The organism is Enterobacter sp. UCD-UG_FMILLET, assembly GCF_000762975.1.
Taxonomy (GTDB): Bacteria; Pseudomonadota; Gammaproteobacteria; order Enterobacterales; family Enterobacteriaceae; genus Enterobacter; species Enterobacter dykesii.
Map to the genome: position 1 here is coordinate 1 of NZ_JRJC01000032.1, position 13,125 is coordinate 13,125.

The following is a 13,125-nucleotide window of genomic DNA, read 5'->3' on the forward strand; positions in this document are numbered from 1 at the left end:
GGGTGGGGGTGAAGGGATTGTAAATAAAATAATGTGGGGAGGTAATCTTTAAGTGCGGCTCTTACAGATAATTCCTGGAGAATGTAATTGATAAATTGTTTTTTCAGATATGTTATAAGTGGGGTGGGGGCTTCTTATATTCACAAGATTTAGTGCGTATATTAATCAAAATATGTACATGATATGTTCAATCTTTACTTTTTTGAAACAATGCCGTTCTTTCCATGTTCTTGGGTATACATTCAAAACGCGTAAAAGTGGTTATGCTTTACATAAGACGTTTACTAACGTGACTTCCCCGGAAGTTTAAAAAAAGAAATGTCTGAACAGGAGGTTATCATGTACAGGAACCTTATCGGTGTTTCATTATTGATGTTAGCGGAAGGAAGTTCTGCCAACGATAACATAACTATTAATATGCTCGCTAACAATTCATCGACGCGAAACTGTGTTCATCAGATGGTGAAGGCGAATAAGCTGCCGACTTGGGTGCTCCGTAACGCATCGAATTATCCAACTCTCGAAATGACCATTCGTGAAGAGCGTTATTACGTCATGAAAGCCTGTAACCCTGATGACTGTGAACGCGAAAAAATCGTAATTGCTTACTCTCCTCTGCGTAATATTCTATCTGGCGTGTTCGCCGTAACTGACGCCCCTGAACAGCAGCAACTGAAGTGGCTTGGGATCAGTGATAAACTCCCGGACGGAAAGGCTCTGCTGTTTGCCGCATTGTCAGGGAGCCTTGAGAACCTATATGATAATTTTACAGGTATGAATATTGTGCCTCAGAAGGCGGCAGATTAACGCCAGATCCGCTTAGGTTTAGGGAGAAGCAAAATGAAGACGGCGGCAGAATAGCCGCCGCGTTTTGGGGCACTAGACGTTCATTGTTGAGCAGCATAAGCGGACAGTAACTCTGTAGCAGCGAGCCGCCCCAGAGAATTAGCGGCAAAAGGGCTGTCGCCGGTCAGTACGTTTCGATCTTTGTGAACTGAACCTGTGATGTCATCATTAACAATATTAATACCCATTTCGCACAGTTTTTCTCCAAAATACCATGTTAGATGTCCCGGCATATATCCGATATCGGGGGTTTGTCTATCCGCACTGTCCGGAAATGCACATATCGAGTAACCATGAAGGGGATTTATACCGTGCCTGAGCGAGAGGAAAGCGGCAGGTCCGTGACACAACGATATGACAAATATGCCATTACTCATCGCCCAACGAAGCGTTTCCGCTACCGCCTGGCTTTCTGACAGAGCAATTAGTGCACCATGGCCACCTGGTATGAAGATGGCTGCATAGTCACTTTGAGCTGTCAGACCCACACTTATATCCGCAAGCTTGCGAGGATGCCTGAACGCATCACGATAGCGTTCATAGAACGGCATAATTAACTTATCCTGAGAGGGCATCGCCCAGAATTCAAACTTGGCCATATTTCCGGAAAGTGTGGCTATCTCAAAATCAAACCCAGCAGCACGCATGTGATACATTGGAACCAGTGTTTCCACAGGATGATTTCCTGTCGAAAAGAGGGAGCCGTTGTCCGTAAGCAGATAGCGTTCGTCTGCTGCGATCACTAACACCTTCTTGTTTCCTTGGTAGTGTTCTGAATATTCATAGTCACTTAAATCGGTCACCGGGCTTGTAAATTCACTCAGGGAATAGTCAGACGGAAAAAACGCGTTTTCTTCAGCAGGATCAATTCTTGGGCTCTTGCTTTTCATTTCTTTCATAGGCGTATCCTAAGTCACAGTGAGTTAGAGTCATCAAACTATTTTAATCTATCCCTGTACTAGTGGCGCTGTTGTAGGCGTAAATCAGAATTTGCAGCGGTCTTCCAGCCTTATATGAAGATGTTTGTCATCCTTCGCGCTTCGGCTGCACCATATGGAGATCACGTGTAAAATTTAATACTGACTTACCTCGGCGTTTTTTTATGTACTTTCAAACTGATAATCTGCATTCTGTGTTCTTAATGCGTTGCAAAATCCGTGAGATACGTTTATAAATATACTGTATATGCATACAGTATTTTGTCGCGGAGGGAAAGTATGAAAATCGAGTTAGCCATTGATCGCATGAAGAAACTTCCTCATGGAGCAATACCTGCGCTCGAGTCAGAACTGCTCAAAAGACTCAGCAAACAGTTCGATGAATGCCAGCTTACGATTAAGCGTGCCACTAATGACGGTTTGACTGTTTTCGGGGGCGACAAGAAAGAGGTCGAACATATCGTGCAGGAGACCTGGGAAAGCGCGGACGAGTGGTTTTATTAATCGCGTGATTTTCACTGGAGCAGTTTCAAAGAGTATCGCTGTTTGCGTTCCCCTGGCTGTTCCCGATTACTGTTTACCGCGTCAATAAGTCGCTCTGGGGGAAATAGTGTGTAGTGCAGATGCCTTTAATGCAGATGATCAATGGTACGACGTGGTCAGAAGGGCCGATAAAGCAGTTATCTATAGCTTCCCGGCGGAAGGGAGATATCTGGTTTATCGAGTAAATGGAATAGTTTCATTACGACCATTACTCGAAGAGGAAGAAATCTTCACTCTCAACGGGTTTATGCAATTTGCAAAACGACTGGGGTACCGAGTTACACCACCGTCTGATATTATTCTTTCATAGGCCTGAACAACCTATACCTGATGCGCCACGGAGAGAACCATGGCGCTAGAATTACAACTTATCAAACACCACTCAGGAATACTGATCCCGGCAACGCCCGAGACCAGCGATATCCTGCAATCCAAAACCCGGCTCGGCGATGTTCTTGTTGCCGAGTTCAGGCGGGTACGAAACCCGGCATTTCACCGGCGCTTTTTCGCGCTCATCAATCTCGGTTTTGAATACTGGGAACCAACCGGAGGAGCTATCTCGAGTAACGAGAGGAAGCTGATCACCGGCTACGCCAAGTTCCTCGCTACTTATGGTGGGAATGAAGGGGCGCTGATCGATGCCGCTGAGCAGTATCTTGAGCAGGTTGCTTACCGGCGCGTCACGAATGGCATTAGTCTATGCAAATCCTTCGATGCTTACCGTTCATGGGTGATCGTCGAGGCAGGGCACTTTGATGCTATTCAGCTACCTGACGGCACACTCAAAAAGCATCCTCGTAGCATTTCATTCGCCAACATGGACGAACTCGAGTTTCAGCAACTCTATAAAGCTGCGCTCGATGTACTTTGGCGCTGGGTCCTGTCCAGTTCATTCCGCAGCCGTGACGAGGCCGAAAACGTCGCCGCGCAGCTGCTTGGCTTTGCGGGGTGATGGAATGAAGTATTCCTGGTTCCACCACACCGATTGCAGCACCGAACAGGCCGACGAACTGGTTAAGCGATACAAAGCGCGCAGCGTGCGAGTAGAGCGCAGCCTTAATCCGGATTACGTGACCTGGACTGTCAGTGCGTTCCTTCCGGCATCTAACACACCAGCGCGCCCGGACAGTCGCTGGCGAAACCGGATGTGGGGGGCAACGTGAAGACATATCAAATCACTTTGCCCTGGCCGCCGAGCAATAACCGGTATTACCGGCACAACCGCGGGCGCACGCATGTTAGCGCCGATGGCGTAGCGTATCGCTATGAGGTGGCCACTGTCATTCGAAGCGCCCGGCTTAATATCCGGACGGCCGCACCACTCAAAATCCGAATTGAATGTCACATGCCCGACTGCCGGCGCCGCGATCTGGATAACCTGCAGAAGGCTGCATTTGACGCTTTAACCAAGTCGGGATTCTGGCTGGATGACAGCCAAGTTGTGGATTATCACGTTGTGAAAATGCCTGTAGTTAAGGGCGGGAAGTTAGAACTCACCATCACCGAGCTGGAGACCGCATGAACCTTGAAAACACCCTCAAATATCACTTCGCCAAATCGACAATGATTAGTGATTCTCCGCGTGCAACGGCGTCAGACTCATTAACCGGGACGGATATTATGGCCGCTATGGGCATGACGCAGGAACGGGCCGCCATGGGTTACAGCGCCTTTCTCGGGAGGATGGGGATCAGCAACAACGACCGGGTGAGGGCGATCGAATTGCTGGCCCAGTACGCGCTGACCAAGTGCGACCGGGTTGCTGCACTTCGCAAACTGGATGCCAGGGTTAAGCCATTAGTGATGCACCAGCTGGCCACCTTCGCGTTTGAGGACTATTCCCGCAGCGCCGCCAGCGTGAAGCAGTGCGATGGCTGCAATGGGGAAGGGTTTATTGACGCTGAGGTTTTCAGCATGAAGTCTCACACTCCGGCAAAAGAGAAGAAATTCGTGAAGATGTCTTTGAATATAGGCGCGGAGGATATTCGTCCTTCTGAATATGAGGTGCATAGACAGATCAGGGAGGTAGCGCGCGTTCTCTGCCCTCAGTGTAAGGGGAAGAAGGTAGTAAGCTGTGCCTGTAAAGATTGTCATGGCCGCGGGAAAGCTGTTAATCAGGCTCTTACAGAGCAGCAGGGCGTTCCGGTACTGGCTGATTGCAAGCGCTGCAGTGGGCGGGGGTTTGAGCGAATTCCATCAACTGAGGCTTACGCAGCTGTATGTGGGATAACGGATGCAATCAGCCTCGATACCTGGAAGAAGTCAGTTAAGCCCTTTTACGATCAGCTAATCACCAAGTTTGACATCGAAGAGGCATGGGCTGATGCACAGCTTAAGCAGATAACAAAATAGGGCATTATTTTATCGTGAGCTATTTACTTTTCCCGAATCTGTGGTAATTTTGCTCTAACGATGGGTTATTGCCTTCGTTTAAAGCCCTGCGGTTAACCCCGTGGGGCTTTTTGCTTAATAGCGATTTAAGTATTACTAAAATCATCAATATTCATCGCCTCTTATAATCTCTATATCAAAGAGGAGGGGGAATGATGGAAGAAGGCTTTTACTGGATTCAACACAACGGCAGAGTACAGGTTGCTTACTTTAGCAATGGTGTTACAGAAGACCTTGAGACGGGACTTACTTTTAATGGTATTTGGCATCTGACACAGGGTGACGACATCTGCGACAACGGAGAGGCCGAGGTGATTGAAGGCCCTCTTCCTGTACCATTTAAATGAATATATTCATTTGATTACGTGGCAGATTCTTCATACTGCACATATGCTTCTTAAGCATCCTGCAGAATGGATGTTTCTGAAAGCGTTTTAGTGGTGGATCCCCCTAAGCGGAGGGGCGGTTCAGCAGGACATTTCTCCAGAGTGTCCAACCAGCGCGCGGGAATGAATGCTGTGATCATTTCCACCGGGAGGCACCCGGCACCACTCCCTCAGTTATTGCCAACTTAGCTATTTATGCCTGCTTGTCCGAGCAGGCTTTTTTTTGCGAATGTTGAATAGTATTGACCGGGTGAATGCTTCATGAGTAATTTATGCATGTGGTGAATCCTTTCTAAGCGAAAGGGCGTTCCAGTCAACTGCGCTCTGCAGGTATGCACGCGGCCTTGCTGACTGGGGTAGGGTCACCGGGAGGCACCCGGCACCATGACAACAACAATAAAAGATTAAAATTCCTTGAGAGCCTGCCATAAAACGCAGGTCTTTTTTTATGGCTTGGAAAACTACTGCTACTCTTTAAGTCGTGAGAAGTTACTGAATGCCCGGTGATTCTCCTGGACCGATAGTGAATCAGCCGATACAGCTTCACCTCTGAGCATAAGTCTTACTCACACCTACCTTACAAATAGTCAACTCATTAGCCCGCCTTCAAAAGCGGGCTTTTTTTATTCTCACGACAGCACCCGCATAGAGCGAGGTGAGAGCATGTATCGAATGGACAAAATAACTACTGGCATTTCCTACGGCGCATCGGGAGGTAGTGCCATTTACTGGTTTAGAAGACTTCTTGACGGTTACTCCCCAGAGCAGTGGGCGGCTATAGGTGTGATCGGTAGTTTACTGTTCGGCTTGCTCACCTTTCTTACCAATCTCTATTTCCAAATCAAAGCGGATCGCCGCAAAGCGGCCCGGGGTGAATGATGTCGAGTAAAGCAAAGCTCAGCGCAGCAGTGCTGGCGCTAATCGCGTCTGGTGCATCTGCTCCACTCATTTTCGACCAATTCATCAGCGAGAAAGAAGGCAATGCGCTGGTGGCCGTTGTTGATCCGGGTGGGGTCTGGTCTTTATGTCACGGCGTTACCTTTATCGATGGCAGACGTGTTGTTAGGGGCATGACAGCCACTGAGGAACAATGCCGGAAGGTTAACGCTATTGAACGCGATAAGGCATTAGCCTGGGTTGATCGCAATATCAAAGTGCCTCTGACAGAGCCGCAGAAGGTCGGTATAGCATCCTTCTGCCCGTACAACATTGGCCCGGGTAAATGTTTCCCTTCGACCTTCTATAAGCGGATCAACGCAGGTGACCGTAAAGGGGCATGCGAAGCAATCCGCTGGTGGATTAAGGACGGTGGACGTGATTGCCGCCTGACTAAAGGCCAAAAGAATGGCTGTTATGGGCAGGTTGAGCGGCGCGAACAGGAAAGTGCGTTGACGTGCTGGGGGCTCGACCAATGAAAATTAATCCGGGTATTATCGGCGTTGTCATTATTGCTGGCCTTTCGGTTGCCCTCGTTCGGAGCTGCTCGGAGGCCAGTAATCTTCAAAGCGAAAACGACGTTCTGCGAAGTGACAATTCTCTGCAGGGGCAGGTTATCGCTACCCAGGCATTCAACTTCAATCGATTCAATCAGGTTGCAGAACATGCCAATAGGCTCAACTCCCTGATTGATACCAGCACCGAAGAAACCGTAATCGAATACCGGGAGATTTTCCGCCGTGAAAAAACCTGTGATCTGCCTGTTCCTGCTGACATTGCTGGTGGGTTGCTCAAATACGCGCACCGTTTACGTGCCAGCGCCATGCACACCGATTCCAATGGACCTGACACAGCCGATGATCGTGCCGTTGCCACCAACTCCATGACGTACTGCCAGGCAGTATTGTGGATTAAGCCGCTACTGGCTGTAATAGAAAAGGGCAACAATAATTTCGCTGGCATAAGGCAGATCGAGTTGGAAAGAAAGAATTAGGGATGGCTCGTCCTTGAGCACACGGGTATTCCTGAACGACGGCTTTACCTGACATAGCAAAGCACTATTAAATTGTAGAAAAGACTCAATATTTAACAAGCGAAGCGCAGCATTGTAAAAAAATGCCCTCACAAGGAGGGCTACCAGAGTCTCAGTTTCACTTGCTCTTTTTATGGATGTTTCCCTGGAGTTGGCAAACTCCTCATCAGAGTCTTGAATAGTCTGGCAAGCAGTCCGTAATCAACAAGCATAAGCGGTAGCTATTAGGATGATTCTGAGTTAATCACTTGGGATAGGCAGTAATATGGAATCCTCTAGCTAACTGTAGGGCTGACATAGTAGCCGCTAAGGTATAGTGTTGAGATGTCTTTATGGAATGAGGATTAATATGAAAGGTAAAGTGTTTATCGCTGCTATGGCTTTTGTATCGTTCAGTGCTCTTGCCGCCGAGGGGCAGTATCTTTCTGATTTCGCCAGTGCAAAAAGCACGTCTAAAAGCTACTCCCAGCTGATTAGTAAAAACAAACTACCTGCATGGGTAAAAAGTGGTGGCACGAGCACGCCATCAACCGAAGTAACAGTTGCGGGCAAAAAGTATATTGCACTGTCAGGGTGTAAACCACACAGTTGTCCAGAACAGAATATTGCTGTTCTCTACTCACCTGATAGCGGTGATATTCATGGTGTGTTTTCTGATTTCAATGCAGAAAAGAATCGTGAGACATTGACCTGGTTAAACGTGGATCCGATTGATTCTAATGCGATGAAAAATGCGCTTTTCAATCGACTGTACGGCAATTAAATAACCCAAGCTTCAAACTGTAATCCACCAGTTTGAAGCTTCAAAACACAAATCAATCGCCACTTAGTGTGTTGATCGCTCACATCGCACCCTCATTCCGCTTAACTTTAGCAATGAATTCCTCTGTGATTGATAGACCCGCTATGATTTCCGAATTTAAGACGGAAGCTCCAAATTGGCTTACAAGGTCCAGAAGCGTTTCATATGTCTGGATGAGTTCCATTAGATCGGAAATCACTAATTGGTCATGCTCAGTGCGCAAATGAGACCGGGCAGAGGCTTGATGCACTATCCACTCGAGATTAGCCTTGATTTTCTGTACGTCATCGTAGTTATACATATTTCATAAGCTTAAATCCTCATTTCAAGATTTCTTTGAGAAAAATACTTCATTGCTTCAAATACTGAAGCTGTGAGTGACGTCTAAAGTTCATTCAGTTTAGAGGTAACAATGGCTAAGCCGGACTGGGGCGAGCTGCAGAAGCGGTTCCTGTCTGATCACGCTGCTACTGGCATATCCCCTAAGGAATGGTGCGAGGCACATAACCTTAATTATGTAACTGCTCGCCGCTATATCAAGAAAACTACTGCGCAAAATACAAAAATTTACCCGCGAAAGATAGTGCGCACTGCGCAGAAAGATAAAAGCGCAGAAGCGCTGGTGGACATAAAGCTAAGCGCGAAGGTAAAGCGCTTTATTGCTGAATATCTGAAGGACAATAACGCCACGGCCGCCGCTGCGCGTGCTGGTTATAGTGACCCAAACTACGGTCGTCAGCTCATAGCGAATCCTAACGTTGCGCAGGCTATTGCGCAGCAGCAAAAAGCGTCCATTGCACGCACGCTTGGCAGTGCCGATGAAGTCCTCGCGCAGATGTGGCAGCTCGCCACCTTCGATGCAAACCAACTCTCACAATACCGCCGCGGCGCGTGCCGTTACTGCTGGGGATTCGGCCATCAGTACCAGTGGCGCGATGCCGTTGAGTTCGAAGAGAAAAGACTCGAGGCGCTTGAGCGTGACAGACGTGAACCCGAAGATTCCGGCGGTTACGGTTACGACCACACCCGAGAGGCCAATCCAGAATGCCCGCGCTGTAATGGTGACGGCATCGGCCAGCCTTATTTCCCTGATACGCGCAAACTCCCGGCTGCTTCCAGGCTCGCATATTCAGGCGTGAAGGTCGGCAAAAATGGCGTCGAAATTACAGCAATCAGCCGTGAGCGCATGTTCGAAGCTGTTATGAAACGGCTTGGCCTGGCTGATAGCGAGTTCGCGCAGCGCCTGCAGCAGATTGAAATCGAACGCCGGCTGCTGGAGGTTGAGAAACTCCGCAAGGAGCTGGCCGGTGATGGTGATGACGATGAACCAACCCCAGTGCAGATCAATATCAACGTAGTGGATGCGAGGGCAGACGATGGGGATCAGCCCGACACTTAACATTCCTCAGGCGCGCTTCCTCGCGATGCAGCACAAGTTCAAAGCCTACGTCGCTGGGTTCGGTTCCGGTAAGACATGGGTGGGTTGTGGCGGCATCTGTAAGGGGATGTGGGAACACCCAAAGATTAACCAGGGTTACTTCGCGCCGACGTACCCGCAGATTCGCGACATCTTCTACCCGACGATTGAAGAGGTGGCCTTTGACTGGGGTTTGAACGTCAAAATCAATGAAGGGAACAAAGAGGTTCACTTCTACGAGGGGCGACGGTACCGCGGGACGACAATTTGCCGTTCGATGGAAAAACCCGGCTCAATAGTCGGCTTTAAAATCGGTAACGCGATGGTCGATGAACTGGACGTCATGGCGGCTGCTAAAGCGCAGCAAGCCTGGCGAAAAATTATCGCCCGTATGCGTTACAACATCCCGGGCCTGAGGAATGGCATTGACGTAACGACAACACCGGAAGGCTTCAAGTTTGTCTACCAGCAGTTTGTTAAGGCTGTGCGGGATAAACCGCAACTGGCGGCCCTGTACGGTCTGATTCAAGCCAGCACGTTCGACAACGCGAAGAACCTTCCCCCGGATTATATTCCCTCGCTGCTAAGTTCTTATCCTGATGAATTGATTCAGGCCTATCTGCGCGGGAAGTTCACCAACCTCAATAGCGGAACCATTTACCACACGTTCAACCGCAAGCTAAATAACTGTTCTGACGAGATTCAGGATGGGGATCAGCTGTTTATCGGTATGGACTTCAACGTTGGAAAAATGGCCGCGATTGTTCACGTTAAGCGTAATGGCCTGCCGCGTGCGGTTCGTGAGCTGGTGAAGGTCTACGACACGCCGGCGATGATTAAGCGCATTCAGGAAGAGTTCTGGCGCTACGAGGATGGACGCTACGTGAAGAGCCGGGAGATTTACATCTATCCGGATGCCTCTGGTGACTCACGCAAATCGCAGAACGCCAGCAAGACCGATATTGCTCAGCTAAACGATGCCGGATTCAGCGTCATTGTTGATGATGCCAACCCGCCGGTTAAGGACCGTATCAACTCGATGAACGCCATGTTCTGTAACGCCAACGGTGAACGCCGCTATCTGGTTAACGTTCAGAACTGCCCGGTTTACACAGAAAGCCTCGAGCAGCAAATCTGGGCGGCGAACGGCGAGCCGGATAAATCAGCAGATAACGATCACCCCAATGATGCTGGTGGGTACTTCATCGTGAAGGATTACCCGATCGTGAAACCGGCATACTCAATCACCATGGACACCACTTTCTGATATGGCAAACGACGACATCACCTGGGTTCGACCAGAACACCGGGCGGCTTCTGCTGCCTGGCGGAAATACAGGGACTTTTGCAAAGGAGCTGAGGCCGTAAAGGCAGCGGGTAATAAGTACCTGCCTTATCTCGACCCAACTGATAAATCCACTCGCAATCGCAAGCGCAATGAGGACTATCTGAGCCGCGCGGTGTTCTATGCCATTGCCGGTAATACGAAAATCGGCATGCTTGGGATGGCGTATCGCAAGGCCCCCACGTTTAACGGCCCTGAAAAGCTCAATTACCTGTTGGACAATGCTGACGGTGCCGGCACCAGTATTTATCAGCAGTCGCAACTGGTGGCCGAGAACGTGCTGGAAGTTGCGCGAGAGGGGCTTTATGTCGATTACGCAGAAGCCTCCGATGAGGCGATCATCCTCCGCTATCCGGCAGAGAACATTATCAACTGGCGAACAAAGCGAATTAACGGGCGCGATCAGCTGGTGCTGGTGGTACTGCGTGAATGCGTAGAAGAGCCGGATGGTTACGCTTATAAGGATGAAATCCAGTACCGCGAACTGGCGCTGGAAGAAGGCCGGTTCATCTGCCGGGTGTGGCGCCGGGCTGGTGGCACCGCGAGCGGAACCTACACTGTTGATAGTGAGTACCATCCAAAGCCGAAAGGAAAGGACTACTGGGACGAAATCCCGTTCACCTTTGTCGGTGCCCAAAACAATGATCCTACTATCGATGATTCGCCTCTGGCCGCGCTGGTGGAAATAAACCACGGACATTACCGCAACAGTGCTGACTATGAAGACAGCGTGTGGTTCTGTGGCCAGGTACAGCCGTATATGACCGGGCTTGATACCAACTGGCGCGATCACCTCGAGAAGAAGGGCGTGAAAATTGGTTCCCGATCACCGCTTTTACTTCCCAAGGAGGGCTCGTTTGGTTATGCCCAGGCGCAGCCGAACATGCTTGCTAAAGAGGCCATGGACAGCAAGCGCGATTACATGGTGCAACTTGGCGCCCGGCTGATTGAGCAGAACGCCACGGCGAAGACGGCAACCCAAGCGAGCGGTGAGCAAACATCCTCAACATCGGTGCTCGGTATCTGCGTTTCAAACGTTTCTGAAGCCTATACGCTGGCGCTTGGCTGGTGTGCGAAATACCTCGGCATCAAGGGCGAAACGACGAGTTACACCATCAATCAGGAATTCATTGCGAAGGTTGCTGAGTCGGGCATGGTGACGGCGATCGTCAACGCCTGGCAGTCCGGTGCGCTGCGCGATAGCGATATGATTCGCGCGCTGCAGAAGCTCGATCTCATTGACCCGGCAGACAGCCCGGACGAGGTTATTGATGCGCTTCGCAATCAGGCACCCACGTTGACCGGAGGCTGATATGGCCACCATTAACGAAAGCCTGCGCGATGAGTCGATCGCACATTCCGTCTGGTTAAGTCGCTACGCCACTGGTGTGGCAAACCGGATGGTGAAGTTGCTTAACGAGACGGACGCGGATCTGTCAGCCCGCCTGCTCGATGCGCTGGACAGATTGCCTCCTGAGAGCTTCACCGTTAATCGTCTGGAGAGTTTACTGGGCAGCGTGCGCGAACTTAACCATCAAGCCGTAGCGTCCATGCAGGCAGGGCTCGAAAATGAGCTGGTGGCACTGGCAAAGAACGAAGCCAGTTATCAGCTGAGCCTGTTCGACTCCCTTCTGCCATCACAGGTCCTGTCTCACTATCCGCTGCAGGGCATTACAGCCGATATGGTGTATGCCGCGGCGATGGCGCAGCCCTTTCAGGGGCGGCTGCTGAGTGAGTGGGCGGATAATCTGGAATCGGACAGGCTGGCGCGTATCGTGAACGCCGTCCGCAGGGGTTATCTTGCCGGCGACACGGTTGAAACTATAGCCCGCAATGTTCGTGGCCACGCCAACAAAGACTATCGCGACGGCGCGCTGCAGATGAGCAGGGCAAACGCCGCCAGCATCGCTAAAACAGCCGTTAATCATCTGGCTGCCACTGCACGCAACTGCTTCACCAGCGCCAACAGCGATATCGTGAAAGGTAAGCAGTGGCTGTCTACGCTGGACAATAAAACCAGCCACGACTGCATTATTCGTGACCTGCTGCGTTACACCCTGGATAACAAACCGGTCGGGCATAAGGTGCCTTACCTACAGGGACCCGGGAAGATTCATTTCTGCTGCCGTTCTACTGAAACCCTGATTCTCAAGTCATGGCGAGAACTTGACATCGATATCGACGAAATGGACGAAGGCACTCGTGCCAGCATGGATGGACAGGTACCAGCTAAAACCACGTATCTGGAATGGCTCGCGCGTCAGCCAGCACAACGCCAGGATCAGGTTCTGGGTGCCGAGCGTGGCCGTTTGTTCCGCGCGGGTGAAATCAACCTGGCTGATATGTTTACTGACAAAGGCGAATGGATCAGCCTGGAACGTCTGAAGAAGCTCTCAGGCACAGACAACTAACAACCACATCTTACTTCACGCCCTGGCATCTGCCGGGGCTTTTTTATGGGCGAGGCCCGGCAAAATCCCTAGGGGAA

The 13,125-nt window shown here is 50.2% G+C and carries 17 protein-coding genes; 16 read left to right on the forward strand and 1 reads right to left on the reverse strand.

What is annotated here, in order from left to right; genetic code table 11:
- Positions 1 to 339: 339 nt before the first annotated feature.
- Entirely contained in the window at positions 340 to 807 is a 468-nt protein-coding gene (locus tag LA04_RS14310) for an Ivy family c-type lysozyme inhibitor (protein ID WP_052119551.1), read from the forward strand.
- 80 nt (positions 808 to 887) lie between these two features.
- Here the strand turns inward: LA04_RS14310 and hchA are convergent, their stop codons facing one another.
- Positions 888 to 1,745: a glyoxalase III HchA gene (hchA, locus tag LA04_RS14315; RefSeq protein ID WP_047652133.1), complete on the reverse strand. Its 858-nt coding sequence runs from the start codon at positions 1,743 to 1,745 to the stop codon at positions 888 to 890.
- 318 nt (positions 1,746 to 2,063) lie between these two features.
- Here hchA and LA04_RS14320 point away from each other — a divergent pair, with 318 nt between their 5' ends.
- The 15 genes from LA04_RS14320 to LA04_RS14385 all read left to right on the forward strand — a co-directional run bounded on the left by LA04_RS14320 (position 2,064) and on the right by LA04_RS14385 (position 13,048).
- A complete protein-coding gene (locus LA04_RS14320) occupies positions 2,064 to 2,288 on the forward strand; it encodes a DinI family protein (protein ID WP_047652134.1) in 225 nt (74 codons plus the stop codon).
- A 106-nt stretch (positions 2,289 to 2,394) separates the two neighbouring features.
- Complete coding sequence (locus tag LA04_RS25260; RefSeq protein ID WP_224065701.1) at positions 2,395 to 2,637, forward strand: hypothetical protein; 243 nt, start codon at positions 2,395 to 2,397, stop codon at positions 2,635 to 2,637.
- A 39-nt stretch (positions 2,638 to 2,676) separates the two neighbouring features.
- Complete coding sequence (locus tag LA04_RS14325; RefSeq protein ID WP_047652135.1) at positions 2,677 to 3,279, forward strand: DUF1367 family protein; 603 nt, start codon at positions 2,677 to 2,679, stop codon at positions 3,277 to 3,279.
- A 4-nt stretch (positions 3,280 to 3,283) separates the two neighbouring features.
- Entirely contained in the window at positions 3,284 to 3,490 is a 207-nt protein-coding gene (locus tag LA04_RS23670; RefSeq protein ID WP_072015535.1) for a hypothetical protein, read from the forward strand.
- Positions 3,487 to 3,849, forward strand: a complete 363-nt coding sequence (gene rusA / locus LA04_RS14330; protein WP_047652189.1) for a crossover junction endodeoxyribonuclease RusA — start codon at positions 3,487 to 3,489, stop codon at positions 3,847 to 3,849. Before LA04_RS23670 ends, rusA begins: the two co-directional genes overlap by 4 nt.
- On the forward strand, positions 3,846 to 4,679 hold the full coding sequence (locus tag LA04_RS14335) for an antitermination protein (protein ID WP_047652136.1): 834 nt from the start codon (positions 3,846 to 3,848) through the stop codon (positions 4,677 to 4,679). The genes rusA and LA04_RS14335 overlap by 4 nt, the downstream gene beginning before the upstream one ends.
- A gap of 194 nt (positions 4,680 to 4,873) precedes the next feature.
- Positions 4,874 to 5,065, forward strand: coding sequence for a hypothetical protein (locus LA04_RS14340; protein ID WP_047652190.1), 192 nt, complete (start codon positions 4,874 to 4,876; stop codon positions 5,063 to 5,065).
- 702 nt (positions 5,066 to 5,767) lie between these two features.
- Positions 5,768 to 5,983, forward strand: coding sequence for a class II holin family protein (locus tag LA04_RS14345; protein WP_044865515.1), 216 nt, complete (start codon positions 5,768 to 5,770; stop codon positions 5,981 to 5,983).
- Positions 5,983 to 6,519, forward strand: a complete 537-nt coding sequence (locus LA04_RS14350; RefSeq protein WP_152594372.1) for a lysozyme — start codon at positions 5,983 to 5,985, stop codon at positions 6,517 to 6,519. Before LA04_RS14345 ends, LA04_RS14350 begins: the two co-directional genes overlap by 1 nt.
- Positions 6,516 to 7,034, forward strand: coding sequence for a hypothetical protein (locus LA04_RS14355; RefSeq protein WP_047652138.1), 519 nt, complete (start codon positions 6,516 to 6,518; stop codon positions 7,032 to 7,034). Before LA04_RS14350 ends, LA04_RS14355 begins: the two co-directional genes overlap by 4 nt.
- A 388-nt stretch (positions 7,035 to 7,422) precedes the next feature.
- The gene (locus LA04_RS14360; protein ID WP_052119552.1) at positions 7,423 to 7,836 is read left to right on the forward strand and encodes an Ivy family c-type lysozyme inhibitor; all 414 of its coding nucleotides are present in this window, start codon (positions 7,423 to 7,425) and stop codon (positions 7,834 to 7,836) included.
- A gap of 451 nt (positions 7,837 to 8,287) precedes the next feature.
- On the forward strand, positions 8,288 to 9,274 hold the full coding sequence (locus LA04_RS14370) for a terminase small subunit (protein WP_047652139.1): 987 nt from the start codon (positions 8,288 to 8,290) through the stop codon (positions 9,272 to 9,274).
- A complete protein-coding gene (locus LA04_RS14375) occupies positions 9,252 to 10,559 on the forward strand; it encodes a terminase large subunit domain-containing protein (RefSeq protein ID WP_047652140.1) in 1,308 nt (435 codons plus the stop codon). Before LA04_RS14370 ends, LA04_RS14375 begins: the two co-directional genes overlap by 23 nt.
- 1 nt (position 10,560) lies before the next feature.
- Entirely contained in the window at positions 10,561 to 11,949 is a 1,389-nt protein-coding gene (locus LA04_RS14380) for a DUF4055 domain-containing protein (protein ID WP_047652141.1), read from the forward strand.
- Position 11,950: 1 nt separating this feature from the next.
- The gene (locus LA04_RS14385) at positions 11,951 to 13,048 is read left to right on the forward strand and encodes a phage minor head protein (protein WP_047652142.1); all 1,098 of its coding nucleotides are present in this window, start codon (positions 11,951 to 11,953) and stop codon (positions 13,046 to 13,048) included.
- Positions 13,049 to 13,125 lie beyond the last annotated feature (77 nt).